The sequence below is a fragment of the Aeromonas jandaei genome, from assembly GCF_037890695.1.
GTDB lineage: Bacteria > Pseudomonadota > Gammaproteobacteria > Enterobacterales > Aeromonadaceae > Aeromonas > Aeromonas jandaei.
Genome location: NZ_CP149571.1, coordinates 4,189,880 through 4,204,675, shown reverse-complemented (window position 1 = coordinate 4,204,675; position 14,796 = coordinate 4,189,880). Strand labels below are relative to the sequence as shown.

Genomic DNA, 14,796 nt, shown 5'->3' with positions numbered 1-14,796 from the left:
ATCGAGGATTGATATTGAATAGTTATCTTGTGCTCAAGCATCTGCATCTCACCCTGATTGGCGGGGCCGTGCTGATGTTTATGCTGCGTTTTTACTGGGTTCAGGCCGGCTCTGGCCGGGCGTTCAGCGCACCCGTGCTGAAAACCAGCGGTCTGCTCAACGGACTGGTGGTGCTCTCCGGCATACTGCTTTGCGTGGTGCTGGGCCTCAACCCGCTCAATAACGGCATTCCCTGGCTCAGCGAGAAGCTGACGGGGATCCTTGTATTGGTCTTTCTGGCGGCGATGGCGCTGCGGCTGGCCAAAAGCAATCTGGTGCGCTGGTGCTCCTTTCTGGGGGCGCTCGGCTGGATCTACTTTATTGCCAAGTTGGCAGTGCTCAAACAGGCGAGTTTGTTCGGTTAAGGCATGAAGAGCATGTTACGTATAGACGAATGGACCGATTTTGAAGCCCATGAGCTGACCGAGCTGGCCCTGGCGGTCAGCGACGAAATCTATGGTTCGGCCGAGCAGGGGATCCGCGAGCTGCAGCTGCTGGACGAGTGGCTGGATGAGCAGATCGAAGAGGGCACCTGCGACGAGGTGCGCCAGCAACTGCTGCGCGGTTTCTATCAGAGCCTCGGGTTTTACGGCGACTGGCAGGATTACTTCTCGGCTGACAATTGCGACATCAATCAGGTGTTGCTGCAGCGCAAGGGGATCCCGGTCAGTCTCGGCATCCTCATCATCCAGCTGGGGCGCAAGCTCGGGCTCGATGTAGAGGGGATCTGCTTCCCGGGTCACTTCCTGGTGAGCTTTGCCGGCGGCGAGGGGGAGGTTTATGTCGATCCCTTCACCGGCGATGAGCTGAGCATGGCCCGAATTGAACTGCTGCTGCGCGGTGCGCTCGGCGATCTGGCGACCCTGACCCCGGACTACCTGCAGCCCTCTGGCCAGTGGGAGATCATCGAGCGGCTGCTCAATGTCAGCAAGGGCGCCCTGCTGCGGGAAGACCGCATGTCCGAGGCGCTGCGCTGCAGCGAGTTGTTGCTGCGGATGAAGCCGGGCGATCCGCTGGAGACGCGGGATCGCGGCTTTATCTACGAGCAGCTCGATTGTCCCCGTCAGGCTGCCGACGACTTTGAATACTTTATTGAACAATGCCCGGACGATCCGGTAGCCGACGTGCTGAAAGTGCAGCTGGCTGCGCTGGATTTGACCCCCAAGCCCCTCCATTAAGGATGGCTTGGTACTGCAACAGAAGAATATCCAGGCCGCTGCGCCCGGTCGCAACGGACTAACTTGGCTTCAGGCCCCAAGACCCATAATTAAGGATGTCTTAGATGGAACAGAAGAATATCAAGATCAACGAGATCAACGTTGCCAATGACAAACCGTTCGTGCTGTTTGGCGGCATGAATGTGCTGGAGTCTCGCGACATGGCGATGGCGGTGTGCGAGAAGTACGTGGAAGTGACCAGCAAGCTGGGCATCCCGTTTGTCTTCAAGGCGAGCTGGGACAAGGCAAACCGCTCCTCCATCCACTCCTATCGTGGCCCGGGTCTGGAAGAGGGGATGAAGATTTTCCAGGAGCTGAAGGCGACTTTCGGCATGCCGGTCATCTCCGATCTGCACGAGCCCCATCAGGCCAAGCCGGTCGCCGAGGTGGTCGATGTCATCCAGCTGCCCGCCTTTCTGGCGCGCCAGACCGATCTGGTAGAGGCGATGGCCCGCACCGGCAACGTCATCAACATCAAGAAGCCGCAGTTCCTCAGCCCAAGCCAGATGAAGAACATCACCGACAAGTTCGAGGAGTGTGGCAACGATCGCCTGATCCTGTGCGAGCGCGGCGTCAACTTCGGTTATGACAATCTGGTGGTAGACATGCTGGGTCTGGGCGTGATGAAGAAGAGCACCGGTGGCTATCCGGTTATCTTCGACGTGACTCACTCCCTGCAGTGCCGCGACCCGCTGGGGGCTGCGTCCGGCGGTCGCCGCGAGCAGGTCACCGAGCTGGCGCGTGCCGGTATGGCGGTTGGTCTGGCCGGTCTCTTTATTGAGTCCCACCCGGATCCGAAAATTGCCCGCTGCGATGGCCCGAGCGCGCTGCCACTCGACAAGCTGGAAGGCTTCCTCAAGCAGATGAAAGCGATCGACGATCTGGTCAAGGGCTTCGAGCCGCTCGATACCTCTGTCTGATTGGCTCCATAACGCTGGTTAAGACTGACAAGGCCCCGCATGCGGGGCCTTGTCATTGGTTCAATCCCCTCTGTTTTTCCCTCCTGTCAGACAGTTTCCCCCTCATTGCGTACCCCCCATCAATTAATAATCAGTGAATAAATATTTATAAATGGTTACTAATGTTGCGTGATCGGTGTCGCTTAACTCCATTTTTTAACATGAGATGATGGCGCTACAGTTACCAGAGCACGGCATCAGCCGATCCAGGATTCGTTACGTCTCCTGCGGGTTGCTTTTGTCTGATGCATCGGGGCTGCATACCAATAAAACAGAACAACACACCGACAACGGAAGGGATGAAGCAGCATGAGTAAAAAGATTATGGGCAGCCTCTATTTTCAGGTACTGCTCGCCATAACCCTCGGGGTATGTCTTGGCCACCTCTATCCCCAATTGGGGGCTGACATGAAACCCCTTGGCGATGGTTTCGTCAAACTGATCAAGATGATTATCGCCCCCGTCATCTTCTGTACCGTGGTAACAGGGATTGCCGGTATGGAGAGCATGAAGGCCGTTGGCAAGACTGGTGCCATCGCTCTCGTCTATTTCGAGGTGGTCAGCACCATCGCCCTGATCATCGGGTTGTGTGTGGTGAACCTGCTGCAGCCGGGGGCTGGCATGAACGTTGATCCTGCCGCACTGGATGCCAGCGCCATCGCCGTCTATGCCGAGCAGGCCAAGTCACAGGGGATCATTCCATTCCTGCTCGACATCATTCCGGGTAGCGTGATCGGTGCTTTTGCCAGCGGCAACATTCTGCAGGTTCTGCTCTTTGCCGTGCTGTTTGGCTTCTCCCTGCACCATATCGGTGAGAAGGGGAAAATTATTTTCGGGGTCATCGAGAGCTTCTCCACCGTCATCTTCGGCATCATCAACATGATTATGAAGCTGGCGCCGGTAGGAGCATTCGGTGCCATGGCGTTTACCATCGGCAAATACGGGGTGGGTTCTCTGGTGCAGCTGGGCCAGCTTATCGCCTGCTTCTATATCACCTGTCTCTTCTTCATCTTTATCGTGCTGGGCAGCATCGCCAGAGCTTCCGGTTTTAGCATCCTGCGCTTCATCTCTTACATCCGCGAGGAGCTGCTGATCGTGCTGGGAACCTCTTCCTCCGAGTCTGCTCTGCCGCGCATGCTGGACAAGATGGAGAAGCTGGGTTGCCAGAAATCGGTAGTAGGGCTGGTCATTCCGACCGGTTACTCCTTCAACCTGGATGGTACCTCCATCTATCTGACCATGGCTGCCATCTTCATCGCTCAGGCGACGAATACCCCGCTCGATCTGTTCCATCAGATCACGCTGCTGGTGGTGCTGCTTATCTCCTCGAAAGGGGCGGCTGGGGTCACCGGGAGTGGCTTCATTGTGCTGGCGGCGACCATCTCCGCGGTTGGCCACCTGCCGCTGGCCGGTCTGGCGCTGATCCTGGGGATCGACCGCTTCATGTCGGAAGCGCGGGCGCTGACCAACCTGATTGGCAACGGGGTTGCAACCGTGGTGGTGGCAAAATATTGCAAGCAGCTGGATGTGAAGAAAATGGAGGGCGTGCTGGGCCGCAAGGGCGGGGTTCTGGAAACCGAAAAGGTGTAACGGAGCCTGTCAGGCTGAACGCAACGCAATAAAAAAACGGCCCTCGGGCCGTTTTTTAGTGACATCCATGGATGCCATCACTTCATGACAGAGCGGGAATTACAGGCTCTGGGTGAAGGTACGGGTAACAACGTCACGCTGCTGTTCCGGGGTCAGGGCGTTGAAGCGCACTGCATAGCCGGAAACGCGGATGGTCAGCTGCGGGTACTTCTCCGGGTTGGCGATGGCATCTTCCAGAGTTTCGCGACGCAGTACGTTGACGTTCAGGTGCTGGCCACCTTCAACGGCAGGTTCAGCTTGAACAGGCAGCTCGCGGTATTCGAACTGACCCAGATCAGCCAGTTGAACTTCCTGATCGGCAGCAAAGGCATCGCCTTTGACACAGATGCAGCGAGCCTGTTGCTTCTCTTCGTCCAGCAGCCAGAAAGAGTTCAGCAGAGCGGTGTTGGCGGCCTGGGTGATTTGAATGCCTTTGATCATGGTATGACTCCTCAATGGGAACGCGAATCCAACTGTAAGGAAATTACCCTGATGTATTTAAGCTACCGAGGATATCGACGACTTAAAGGGCCCTTGCCTTACACCTTTACTTTGTTGGGGTCATATATACCACGGTGGTAATATTACCAAAATTGATCCAGATCAATAAAAATCAACAAATCACCATTTCAATGGGATTAAATTCTTGAGTTGAATCAAAAATAGGTCATTTTTCTGATTTTGTAAGATATCCAGATTATGCATCTTTTGTCTTTTAAATCTAGTAATTTAACTACACCTTATGGTGTTTGTGGTGCGTATCAGGGAAGGGTGACTCGAGAGAACTACACTTGATGGAAAATAAAGAGGAGAGTCGCGGGTGAAGAGTGGGTGGCAAAAATGGCGCTGGCTGATAGTTGCCTGCTGCCTGGTTGTGGCTGGAATGGGGCGGGCCGAAACAGTCAGGATCGCCGTGGGCGAGTGGCCACCCTATATCAGCGAGTCTCTGCCCGAGCAGGGGTTCCTCTGTCAGGTGGTGCGCGAAGCCTTTGCCGCCGAGGGGCTTGATGTCAGCTTTCACTTTTACCCCTGGGCTGAAGCCTACAAGCTCACTCTTGCCGGGGATTATGTTGTGACCATGCCCTGGTTTCGTTCCCGCGAACGTGAACAGAGCTTCTATCTCTCCGCATCGCTCGGCCAATTCACGACCCGTCTTTTTACCTTGTCCGGTTCGCCGGTCGTCAATCTCGGGGAGATCAAACACGAGCCGGTGGGGGTGACCCGCGGCTATTTTTACGGAGATGGTTTTGCCGCCCGTCAATCCGAATTGGCTCTTGAGTGGTCTGATTCTGATCAGGAGAGCCTTGAGAAGCTCGTCGCCGGGCGTATTCGCTATCTGGTGATGGATGAGCAGGTGGCCAAGGCCCTCTTCCTGCAGATGCCATCCCGCCATCCCGGGGCGCTGGCGTTGACCAGCGCGCCCGATCCTATCTGGTCTCAACCCGGTTATCTGCTGATGCGCAAGGCGGATCCCGATGCGCGTCGTCTGATGCTGCTGTTCAATGCGGGTCTGCACAAACTGGAGCGTTCCGGGCGGCTCGCCAGGCTCTGGAAAGTGTGAGTCACGGTTGCGTCTTGCGGGCTGCCCCCCTATCCTGACTCCTTCGCCGTATCAAGTGAGGAGTTCGGGGTGCTGACCTGGAGTGATGTGATTGGCTCTGAAAAAGAGCAGGACTATTTCAAGAGTACGCTGGCGACTGTCAGGGCAGAGCGGGAAGCGGGCAAGGTAATCTATCCCCCTGCAGCCGATGTGTTCAATGCCTTCAAACTGACCGAGCTGGATCAGATCAAGGTCGTCATCCTGGGGCAGGATCCCTACCACGGCCCCAACCAGGCGCATGGTCTCTGCTTCTCCGTTCTGCCCGGCGTGCGCACGCCCCCCTCTCTGGTCAACATCTATAAAGAGATGCAGCGAGACCTGCCAGGTTTCGTCACACCCAATCACGGTTTCCTCGAATCCTGGGCCAAGCAGGGGGTATTGTTGCTCAATACCGTGCTGACGGTGCAGGCCGGCCAGGCTCACTCTCATGCCCATCTGGGGTGGGAGACCTTTACCGACAGGGTTATCGAGCAGATCAATGCCAGCTGCAACGGGGTGGTGTTCCTGTTGTGGGGCTCCCATGCCCAGAAGAAGGGGCGTTTTATCGACCGGCAGCGCCATCATGTGCTGACGGCCCCCCATCCCAGCCCCCTCTCCGCTCATCGCGGTTTCATCGGTTGCGGCCATTTTTCGCAAACCAACCAGCTGCTGGAGCAGCAGGGCAAGAGTCCCATTGAGTGGCAATCTGTCTGCCGCCCACTTGATTGAGTGCAAAGTTCGGGCGACAAATGACCGTATACTCAGGAAAATAACATCTTATTTCAGCGCCAAGGAGTGCCCATGTTATCGAGTCTGCACAAGGATCACCTCAACATCGCCCGACTGCTGGAGCTGCTCAAGCAGAAGCTGGCAGCCATTCACGCCGAGCAGCCCATCAGCTATTTTCTGGTGCGCGACGTCATCGACTATCTGCGGGAGGTTTCTGACAAGTACCACCATCCCAAGGAAGACCTTATCTATGACTACTACCTGAAATACCGGGTGGTAGAGGGGGAGGTTGCCAACCGGTTGCAGGAGGAGCACGTCAAGCTGCTGGAGGCGGGTGGCGAGCTCAAGGAGATGGTGGAGATGATCCTGATGGATGCAGTGATCCCGCTCGACCAGTTCACCGCCAAGCTGGAGCGTTTTGTTGAGCTGCAGGAGGCGCACATGAATTACGAGGAGGGAATCATCTTCCCCCATCTGCGCGATTCTCTGACCGAGGATGACTGGCGTCATCTGGAGCAAAACTGGCAAAACCGTGCCATCGGTGACCCCCTGTTCGGGGCCGAAGTGAGCCAGAACTTCCAGGCTCTGGCCAAACGCCTCTCTCTGCCGCTTACCACTCACTGACAGAAACTCTTGCGGCCAGCAATGCCGCCTGTCAGCCAAGCATAAGAAAGGCCTCCCTATGGAGGCCTTTTGCATATGCGCAGCTTTACTCCTGCGGCTTGAGAAAGTTGCGATAGAGCATATAGAGGTGGGCCGAACTCCAGCTGAAGTTGCTGGCTCCCTGCATAGCACCGCTCTCCGGGTTGTAGTTCTCGCGGATGGGGCCGCTGCCGGCCAGCCCTTCGGCGTTGGCAAACAGCTTGTTGACCAGCATCTGGGCATCGCTGCGATAACCGTAGTTCTCCAGCCCCTTCACCCCGAAGTAGAACTGATCCAGCCATACCCGGCCGCGCCAGTAGATGTTGGGGTCGTAGGCCGGGTTGGTCAGCGCCGCCGTGCCGAGCGGTACCTTGGTGTTGAATTCCTGAGAATTAAGCATCACTTCGCGCACTCGTGCTGCTTTTTCCTGGTCGGCGACTTCGGCCCAGAGCGGGCTCCACCCCTCGGGGCCGCGGCCGCGGGCGGTCAACAGCTTGCCGACACAGCCGTTGCTGTCGGCTACATCACCAGCAGCGATCTGTCGGTCGTAATAGAACCCGGAGGCGTCATCAAACATACAGGTGTTGATGTAGCTGGCGAGCTTGGTCGCGCCATCGCGGTAGCGGCTCGCATCGCCCGGCTTGCCGAGCAGGTCGGCCATATCTGCCAGAATGCGTTTCTCCTTGGCGAGGAAGGCGTTGAGCTCTACCGACTCCTGATCGATGGAGAAGCCGATAAGATCGCCATTGTCCTGATGGTTTTCAAAGAAGAATACGTTCCAGTCCTGGCGAGCCTTGGCGATATCGCCGCCATAGGTCTTGTCGGCATATCGCTTGAGCTGATCCGGCTCGATAAAGCCGAAGCGGGCGGCGTTGTCCATACCGGACTCCCAACCGGCGCCGTGTTGGGCACCGATATCCATATCGCTGTAGCCACCAACGCTCAATACCTGCTGGTAGAGCGCCATGCCGGTGCAGCCATACCAGTTATCTCCCTCGTTACTGCAACCAGAGAGTGAGATGCCTCCCGGCACGCCGTTGGCATACTGCACTTTGAAGGTGATATTGCCGTACTCGTCGTTATGTTCGACGTGCTTGGTAGCGCCATATTCGATAATGCCGTTGCGGTTGTTGTCACGTGCGCGGTACCACCAGTCGTGGTAGGCCTGCAGCTTGGGATACATCTCGGCAATGAATGCCTTGTCTTTGGTGGCGCTATAGATCTCCCAGATGGCCCAGGCGGAGAGGGGCGGCTTGGTGTCGCGCTCGTTCCAGTTGCCGCCATCGCCACCGCGATCCGATTGCTTGTTGTAGAAGACGGCGTCGATCACCATGCCGGCATCCTGCGGGCGAACCGGATCATCCGGCTGCACCTGATAGTCATACATGGCGCGAACGTTGTTTTTGGCTACTTCCGGGTTGAAGTGAGCCATGGCGTAGGCGTGCTTCCAGCTGTCCCAGGCCCAGACGCCGTCGAACCAGCGAGCGGTATTGGAAGGGGTCACCCCGTCGTGCAGGATGGCGCCAGCCGGCGAGCGCCAGTTGCCGTTGAGGGTCTCCATCGCCTTGACCGCGATGCGTCGTTCCGATTCCGGGATCCCCTGATTGGAGAGGCCCCTGGCAAGATAGCCTTCCCAGCGGCGGATGGAGTCGGCGAAGTAGGTCGCCGGGTCGGCCAGCAAGGCCTGACGGCTCTGCTGGTGGCGGTTGGCATCCTCAGTGGAGTGGAGGTAACTCTGCAGGGTATAGATATCCTCACTCCCCTTGGCTGCCAGCTGTATGGTGGCTTCGCTTTGGTAGCCCAGTGCCTTTTCGTCGATGGTGGTGCTGCTTGGCAGGGTACGTTCGATGCGGTAGCGAGCGCTGCCGCTCTGCATGATGTTCCAGGTACTGCGCAGCTTGCCGAACTGGAACTCAACCCCCTGCTTGTTCTGGCTGATGGTGCGGGTCCAGTCAGGATACTGCTCGGCGATCGTCTTCTTGGCGTCCCACTGATTGAGCAGCTCCCCCTGCCAGTTGAGGTTGAGGGTGAGCGGGGCATCGGTGTGGTTTTGCAGGCGAGTGCGGATCAGAGCGGTGCGGGCATCGCCGTAGCGCAGCTCCAGCTCCAGCGTGAAGGGCTCGAACTCGAAGCGTTGCACCAACGCACCTGGAATGGCGTACACCTCCTGCTTGCTGGCGCTGGTGAGCGGGAAAGCCCGACCGCTCGCATCGCTCAGGGTGAGCTTGTCCAGCTCGCTTGCGAAGAAGAGGCTGTACTCCTCCGAGATGACCATGGGGCCGGTGAATCCCCCCCACTCCTTGTCGCTGGCTGGCAGCAGGAAGCCGTGCCAGGCGCCCAGATCGAGCAGCGGGTTGTATTTGAGGTTGGAGTAGCTGTCAAAGTCGCGGAATTGGGTCGGTGTTCCCCGGCGGTCGATCACGTCCTTGTACTGGATGGCCTGCTCCGGTTTGGCGACGGTGCTGCTCTCTGTCTGGTTATCGTTGCAGGCAGTCAGTCCGAACAGGGCGGTGCCGAGGGCTACTGAGAGTAAAGTTTTACGAAACATTTCTCGCTCCAATTCCGTTTATGTAGGTTAAGAGGAAGGTTTTTTACGCTTGTTTTTAGTGAAAAGGTTTTCGGTAGCCATTGTATGGCAAGGGAAAAGGGAGCGTTGGCGCGAGATCACATTCTGAAGAGGTGGCAATGTGAGCATGATCACCTGGTTACATCAGGTTACACAATGGACTTGTTTAGTAATGTTTTACTTTGTGTTACCGAGTCGTACGGCAGGGCAGGTTTGCAGGTATTGGTATGGGGTCAGGCCAAACTCCTGTTTGAAGCGGGCTGCAAAGCGGCTGAGGGAGTCATAACCGCAGGCGATGGCTACCTCTTGCAGGGAGAGTGATTGTTGCAACAGGGTGAGTGCATGGCTCATCCGTACCTGAGCCAGCAGGTGACGGAAGGTGCGCCCTTCGGCTGTCAGTTTGCGAACCAGCGAGGCTCGGCTCATCGAGAAGTGAGGGGCAACAGTTTCCAGCGTGTGATCGGCTCCGGGCTCAACGCCGAGGTAACGGGCCAGCCGCTCGCCGAGGGTCATGGTGCTGGCGGGAAAGAGCAGATGAAGCGCGCCAGCAGCCCTCAACTCCGCATAGAAGGCCCGCAGCAGCTCGATCTGGGTCGCCTCACTCAGCCCCCGTTCTATCATGGTGCAGACCATCTCGAAGCAGTAGGCGAGGTTTGTCGTCACCTTTATCGCGGGATCTGCCATCGCCTGAGTTGCGGAGGGCGTATCGGGCAGCCACTCGGCGGGTGGCGGCGTCAGCAGGGTAAGGACATGGGAGCGAAACTTCTCCTGCTCCGGCTGGTTGACGAAGGTGAGCTGGTGACCCGCCGGGATCAGCAGCCAGCTCTCCTTGCCAAACGAGAGACGTCGCTCCTGCCACCAGAGCAGCTTCCTGCCCTGTTTGACCCAGATGATGGTCGGCGCATAGATGAGTACGCGGTGCAGCGGCTGCTGGCGGATCCCGAGATAGTGGTGCTGTTGCAGCAGCGGCGTGCTCATCCGGTTGCTCCTAGGGGGTGACGAAAGTGGCGGTCAGAGTAGCCTTACCAAGGGCCATGCTGTTGAGCATGTAGCCTACCATGGCGGGCGGGGTGTCTGCTTTTACCTCCAGATTCTGGGGCAGGGCCCAGGCGGTGAACTGATAGCGATGCATGCCGTGGCCAGCGGGCGGGCAGGGGCCGCCGTAGCCCTGGCTGCCGAAGTCGGTTCTCAGCTCCAGCCCCTGTTGGAGTTTGCCGGAGGCATTGCTGGCCAGCTCGCTCTGGGTGGCAGGCAGGTTCACCACCAGCCAATGCCACCAGCCGCTGCCGGTGGGGGCATCGGGGTCATAGGCTGTGATGGCAACGCTTTTGGTGCCAGCCGGTAGATCCTGCCAGCTCAGCTGGGGTGAACGGTTGTCGCCGCTGCAGCCAAAACCGTTGAAGCTGAAGGCTTTGTCCATCAGCTGGCCTTCGTGGATATCGCTGCTCTTCAGGGTCATGGCGGAAGCGGGCAGGGTGGCCATGCAGAGCAGGGAGAGCAGTACGGGGCGTTTGGTCAATCTCATGGTGTGACTCCTCGTGTGGTAACGGGTTCACTTTAGCGAGGGTGGTGCAGGATGTTGTTGCAGATCGGCTCAATGTTCTGTCGATTAGTGAGTTAATTGAGCCTTTTGGTTGTTTTTATGGCGAGAGAGTAAATCGCAGCCATAAAAAAACCGGCATCATGGATGCCGGTTTTTCACAGTGCTGGCAGCTGATCGCGCGGATTAACGCAGGATCATCTCGTCACGGCCCGGGCCGACGGAGACCATCGGAACCGGTACGCCCAGCAGCTCTTCGATACGCAGTACGTACTGCTGGGCAGCTTTGGGCAGCTCTTCGAAGGTGCGGCAGCCGGTGATGTCTTCGCTCCAGCTTTCCATCTGCTCGTAAACCGGCTTCAGGGCAGCGGTTTGCGGCCAAATCGGGTTTTCGGTGTGGGCACCTTCGTAGGCCACGCAGATCTTCAGATCCGGCAGACCGGTCAGGCAGTCCAGCTTGGTCAGGGCGACTTCGGTCGCAGCCTGCAGCTCGACACCGTTCTTGGTGGCAACGGCATCGAAGTAGCCTACGTCACGGGGACGACCGGTGGTTGCGCCGAATTCGTTGGCGATCTTGCGGAATTCGTCCTGGTTCTCCATGGCGGTCAGCAGGGTGCCGGTACCGACGGAGGTGCTGAATGCCTTGGCAACAGCGATGACGCGCTCGGGACGCAGGCCCGGCAGACCGCCACCGATGCCGGCGTAGGCACCGGATACGTGGGAGGAGGTTACCCAGGGGTATTCGCCGTAGATCAGGTCACGGCCGGCGCCCAGCTGAGCTTCGAACAGCAGGGTCTTGCCTTCGGCCTGCAGCTCTTTGAGCGGCATGCTGACGTTGCAGACGGAGTCGATCCAGGGAGCGGACACTTCCAGCAGCCAGTCAGCCATCTCCTGGGCGGTCTGGTTGAATTCGAAGGTCGGGTAGAGAGCTTTAAGTTGCGGCAGTTTCCAGTCGAGGAAGAATTGAATGCGCTCGACCAGTACTTCCGGCTGCTTCAGCCAGCCAACCAGGATCGCTTTCTTCATGACGCGATCGCCGTAGGCCGGCGCAATGCCCTGACGGGTGGAACCGTAGGCACCGTCACCCAGACGCTGCTCTTCCAGGGTATCTTCCATGGCGTGCAGCGGCAGGCAGAGGGTAGCGCGGTCAGAGATGGCCAGCTTGGGAACGACACCGGAGGCTTTCACTTCGTCGAGTTCGACGGTGAGCTTCTCGGGGCTGATCACCATGCCCGGGCCCAGCACGACCAGGCAGTTCGGGTTGAAGACACCGCTCGGAACCTGGTGCAGCTTGAAGGTGCCAAGGTCGTTGACGACGGTATGGCCGGCGTTGTTGCCGCCCTGGAAGCGAATGCTGGCGCCAGCTTGGCCTGCCAGATAATCCACGATGCGGCCTTTGCCTTCATCACCCCAGTTGGCACCTACGACTACGATAGACGACATGACTCTTTCTCCTAAGACGTTAGGCGTTCATCCTAGGAGCCTGCTGCGGATTAGAAAAATTAATTATCTTTATAGTTCCGATAATAAAACCATATAATGATGGCCAATTTATCGGCATGTGGCCGCAAGATCGCCGCGCAGAGCCCAATGAACAGTGAGTTGAGGGAGTCTTATGCTGGACATCCACTGGCTGCAAACCTTCGTCACCCTGGCCCGGTTGCAGCACTTTGGCCAGACCGCTACCGAACTGCACATGACCCAGCCCAACGTGAGTCTGCATATCAAGCGGCTGGAGCAGGCAACCCGGGTGCGGCTTATCGAGCGCAGCCCCTTTCGTCTGACTCAGGCTGGCGAGCGGTTGCTGCAAAGCGCCGAACGGGCCATCGCCGAACTCCAGCTTTGCCAATCCGATCTCAATGCCCTCAACCAGTTGAGTCAGGGGACGCTGGCCATCGCTGCCAGCGACATCATCTCGCGCCTGTTGCTCATTCAGCCGTTTCAGCGCTTCAAGCGGGAGTTTCCCGGCATCGACCTCACCCTGTTCAACACCACTTCGGATCAGGCGGCGGAGCTGGTCAAAAGCGGCAAGGCGGATCTGGGGTTTGTGATGGCGCAAAAGCGCAGTGAACCGCTGTTCTACACCGAACTGCAGCAGGTGACCTGGTGCGCGCTGGGCCATGGTCTCACCCGTTGGCAGGCGCGGGCCAGAGCGGGGGAGAGCGACCCCCTCGACGAGCCGACCCTGATCCTGCTTGGTCATGACACCCGCACTCGGGCTTTGATCGATCCCTCGCTACCGCTGCTGGCGCTGCCTCCTTGTCGCATCATGGAGGTGGGTAGCGTGGATGCCCAGCTGGACTGGGCCGAAGCCGGGTTTGGCGTCGCCATCGTGCCCGACTTCTCCCTGCATCCTCGCCTCAACCTGACCGCGCCGGTTGCCAGCCTGACCGATTTCCCGGGCACCAGCCTGGGTTATGTGGTGCGCCAGAATCAGGTGCTGTCGCGCGCTATCAAGCAACTGCTTGTCTGGGTGGAGGAGGAGATCCACAAACCCAACCCCTATCTGGCAGGGGCTGATAAACAGCCCGAGCAGAGATAGGGAAGAAACCGAGATAAACAAACAGAGCAGCCTTGGCTGCTCTGTTTGTTTGATATACCCGCCCGGCGTCGCTTTAATGCGCCGCGGCAGCGCTGCTGGTCGCTACAGGCTCGGTTGCTGGCATGGTCTCTGTTGCTGCACTGGCTTGAATGGCTGGTGCCACCACTTCTCCGGTTGTCGGTACCGCGTCAGAGGGGGCAGCCGCAGGTGCCGCTGCGGTTGTGGCTGGTTCGAGCTGGGTCGGTTGTGGCTCGGAGGCTGGTTGCGTCGCGACCGCCGCGCTGCCGGTGGTCGGTTCAGCGCTGGAGACGGCACCGGAAGCCACGTCAGAGGCGACCCCGGTCGAGATGGCCGCACTGGTGGCTGCAGAGGGAGCTTCTCCCTCGGTCAGCTGCTCGGGGGCGAGCGGCAGCGGTTCGGGCACTTCATCCGACATGCCCGGGTGCAGCGGCAGCTCGGTCTGCGCCTGCAGCTGTTCCGGCGTCACGGTACTCAGGGCCGGGTGGAGGCGGCTGAACTGCCTGACCCGCGCCAGCAGAGTGTCGCGCACGGTGCGAACGATGGGGTCCGGCAGGCTGGCCAGCGCCACCAGCTCGGCGCTCATCCCGATATTGTTGATGGCGGTGAGCTGCCCCGGATAGAGGTTGGCGGCGATCTGGCTGCGCTGGTAGTAGGGATGCTGCTTGAGCAGTTTATCGATCTGCTCCCCTTCGATAGGGATGAGGCGCACCTGGCAGCGGCTAATCAGATCGCCGATCGCCTGGCTCGGGTGGCCAACCACCACGAAGGCGGCGTCCAGTGTGCCGTCACAGAGCCCCTCCAGCGGGGTTTGCGGTGATTTGAGCTTGTAGGCGGCAAACTGCTTGGGATGCCACCCCATGGCGCCCATCAGGGCCTGACTGGTCACCATGTCGCCAGCACCGGCATTGCCTGGGTAGACCCGCTTGCCCTCGATATCTGCCAGAGTGGTGATATTGCTGTTGGCACTGGCCAGCAGGGTCAGCGACTCCTGATAGAGGCGAAACAGGCTGCGCAGCTTGTGATTGGCTCCCTGTCCGCTGAAGGGGCCGGTGCCATGGAGTGCGTGGTGGAGCACGTCTGATTGCACCAGTGCCAGCTGCACCTCGCCCTTGTTCAGCGCCTTGAGATTGGCCAGAGAGCCGCGGGTGCTCTGCACCGTACAACTGTCGCCATGCAGGGCGTGATCGACATTGAGCACCCGGCAGATGGCACCTCCCGTGGGGTAGTAGACGCCATTGAGGGGGCCCGTGCCGATGGTCAGCGCCTGACTGCCGAAGGGGAGCAGGATGCCGAGTGAGAGCAGGAGGTGACGCAAAATCCGTGGGTACATAGT

Annotated in this window: 14 protein-coding genes; 8 read left to right on the top strand and 6 right to left on the bottom strand. The window is 58.7% G+C overall.

Annotated elements, in window-relative coordinates; translation table 11 throughout:
- Window positions 1-14 precede the first annotated feature (14 nt).
- From WE862_RS19740 to WE862_RS19725, 4 genes are all read left to right on the top strand, one after another.
- On the top strand, window positions 15-404 hold the full coding sequence (locus tag WE862_RS19740; protein ID WP_081849396.1) for a SirB2 family protein: 390 nt from the start codon (window positions 15-17) through the stop codon (window positions 402-404).
- 12 nt (window positions 405-416) lie between these two features.
- The gene (locus WE862_RS19735; RefSeq protein ID WP_042030055.1) at window positions 417-1,217 is read left to right on the top strand and encodes a SirB1 family protein; all 801 of its coding nucleotides are present in this window, start codon (window positions 417-419) and stop codon (window positions 1,215-1,217) included.
- Window positions 1,218-1,321: 104 nt separating this feature from the next.
- Window positions 1,322-2,176 (top strand): 3-deoxy-8-phosphooctulonate synthase, encoded by an 855-nt coding sequence (kdsA, locus tag WE862_RS19730; RefSeq protein ID WP_041210704.1) that lies wholly within the window; start codon window positions 1,322-1,324, stop codon window positions 2,174-2,176.
- 348 nt (window positions 2,177-2,524) lie between these two features.
- Window positions 2,525-3,805, top strand: coding sequence for a dicarboxylate/amino acid:cation symporter (locus WE862_RS19725; RefSeq protein WP_041210705.1), 1,281 nt, complete (start codon window positions 2,525-2,527; stop codon window positions 3,803-3,805).
- A gap of 99 nt (window positions 3,806-3,904) precedes the next feature.
- On the opposite strand, the gene grcA is transcribed toward WE862_RS19725, so the two are convergent.
- The gene (grcA, locus tag WE862_RS19720; protein ID WP_033115325.1) at window positions 3,905-4,285 is read right to left on the bottom strand and encodes an autonomous glycyl radical cofactor GrcA; all 381 of its coding nucleotides are present in this window, start codon (window positions 4,283-4,285) and stop codon (window positions 3,905-3,907) included.
- Window positions 4,286-4,664: 379 nt separating this feature from the next.
- Here grcA and WE862_RS19715 point away from each other — a divergent pair, with 379 nt between their 5' ends.
- The 3 genes from WE862_RS19715 to WE862_RS19705 all read left to right on the top strand — a co-directional run bounded on the left by WE862_RS19715 (window position 4,665) and on the right by WE862_RS19705 (window position 6,776).
- A complete protein-coding gene (locus WE862_RS19715) occupies window positions 4,665-5,405 on the top strand; it encodes a substrate-binding periplasmic protein (RefSeq protein ID WP_042030057.1) in 741 nt (246 codons plus the stop codon).
- Between the two features lie 69 nt (window positions 5,406-5,474).
- Window positions 5,475-6,152: a uracil-DNA glycosylase gene (gene ung, locus WE862_RS19710; protein ID WP_041210707.1), complete on the top strand. Its 678-nt coding sequence runs from the start codon at window positions 5,475-5,477 to the stop codon at window positions 6,150-6,152.
- A 72-nt stretch (window positions 6,153-6,224) separates the two neighbouring features.
- Window positions 6,225-6,776: a hemerythrin domain-containing protein gene (locus tag WE862_RS19705; RefSeq protein ID WP_033115328.1), complete on the top strand. Its 552-nt coding sequence runs from the start codon at window positions 6,225-6,227 to the stop codon at window positions 6,774-6,776.
- A gap of 85 nt (window positions 6,777-6,861) precedes the next feature.
- Here the strand turns inward: WE862_RS19705 and ygjK are convergent, their stop codons facing one another.
- The 4 genes from ygjK to WE862_RS19685 all read right to left on the bottom strand — a co-directional run bounded on the left by ygjK (window position 6,862) and on the right by WE862_RS19685 (window position 12,343).
- Window positions 6,862-9,342 carry an alpha-glucosidase gene (ygjK, locus tag WE862_RS19700; protein ID WP_042030058.1) on the bottom strand — a complete coding sequence of 827 codons (2,481 nt, stop codon included), beginning with the start codon at window positions 9,340-9,342 and terminating at the stop codon, window positions 6,862-6,864.
- A gap of 195 nt (window positions 9,343-9,537) precedes the next feature.
- A complete protein-coding gene (locus WE862_RS19695) occupies window positions 9,538-10,338 on the bottom strand; it encodes an AraC family transcriptional regulator (protein WP_042030059.1) in 801 nt (266 codons plus the stop codon).
- Between the two features lie 10 nt (window positions 10,339-10,348).
- The gene (locus tag WE862_RS19690) at window positions 10,349-10,885 is read right to left on the bottom strand and encodes a YbhB/YbcL family Raf kinase inhibitor-like protein (RefSeq protein ID WP_042030061.1); all 537 of its coding nucleotides are present in this window, start codon (window positions 10,883-10,885) and stop codon (window positions 10,349-10,351) included.
- Window positions 10,886-11,086: 201 nt separating this feature from the next.
- Complete coding sequence (locus WE862_RS19685; protein WP_033115332.1) at window positions 11,087-12,343, bottom strand: adenylosuccinate synthetase; 1,257 nt, start codon at window positions 12,341-12,343, stop codon at window positions 11,087-11,089.
- 172 nt (window positions 12,344-12,515) lie between these two features.
- On the opposite strand from WE862_RS19685, the gene WE862_RS19680 reads away from it, so the two are divergent.
- Entirely contained in the window at window positions 12,516-13,442 is a 927-nt protein-coding gene (locus tag WE862_RS19680) for a LysR family transcriptional regulator (protein WP_042030063.1), read from the top strand.
- 73 nt (window positions 13,443-13,515) lie between these two features.
- Here WE862_RS19680 and WE862_RS19675 read toward each other — a convergent pair whose 3' ends face one another.
- Window positions 13,516-14,793 (bottom strand): TAXI family TRAP transporter solute-binding subunit, encoded by a 1,278-nt coding sequence (locus WE862_RS19675; RefSeq protein WP_042030064.1) that lies wholly within the window; start codon window positions 14,791-14,793, stop codon window positions 13,516-13,518.
- Between the last annotated feature and the right edge of the window lie 3 nt (window positions 14,794-14,796).

What these genes read in the sequence shown, in the direction of transcription:
- WE862_RS19735 (WP_042030055.1), top strand. Translation starts at nt 417, where the DNA reads ATGTTACGTATAGACGAATGGACCGATTTTGAAGCCCATGAGCTGACC.
- kdsA (WP_041210704.1), top strand. Translation starts at nt 1,322, where the DNA reads ATGGAACAGAAGAATATCAAGATCAACGAGATCAACGTTGCCAATGAC.
- WE862_RS19725 (WP_041210705.1), top strand. Translation starts at nt 2,525, where the DNA reads ATGAGTAAAAAGATTATGGGCAGCCTCTATTTTCAGGTACTGCTCGCC.
- grcA (WP_033115325.1), bottom strand. Translation starts at nt 4,285, where the DNA reads ATGATCAAAGGCATTCAAATCACCCAGGCCGCCAACACCGCTCTGCTG.
- WE862_RS19705 (WP_033115328.1), top strand. Translation starts at nt 6,225, where the DNA reads ATGTTATCGAGTCTGCACAAGGATCACCTCAACATCGCCCGACTGCTG.
- ygjK (WP_042030058.1), bottom strand. Translation starts at nt 9,342, where the DNA reads ATGTTTCGTAAAACTTTACTCTCAGTAGCCCTCGGCACCGCCCTGTTC.
- WE862_RS19695 (WP_042030059.1), bottom strand. Translation starts at nt 10,338, where the DNA reads ATGAGCACGCCGCTGCTGCAACAGCACCACTATCTCGGGATCCGCCAG.
- WE862_RS19690 (WP_042030061.1), bottom strand. Translation starts at nt 10,885, where the DNA reads ATGAGATTGACCAAACGCCCCGTACTGCTCTCCCTGCTCTGCATGGCC.
- WE862_RS19685 (WP_033115332.1), bottom strand. Translation starts at nt 12,343, where the DNA reads ATGTCGTCTATCGTAGTCGTAGGTGCCAACTGGGGTGATGAAGGCAAA.
- WE862_RS19680 (WP_042030063.1), top strand. Translation starts at nt 12,516, where the DNA reads ATGCTGGACATCCACTGGCTGCAAACCTTCGTCACCCTGGCCCGGTTG.
- WE862_RS19675 (WP_042030064.1), bottom strand. Translation starts at nt 14,793, where the DNA reads ATGTACCCACGGATTTTGCGTCACCTCCTGCTCTCACTCGGCATCCTG.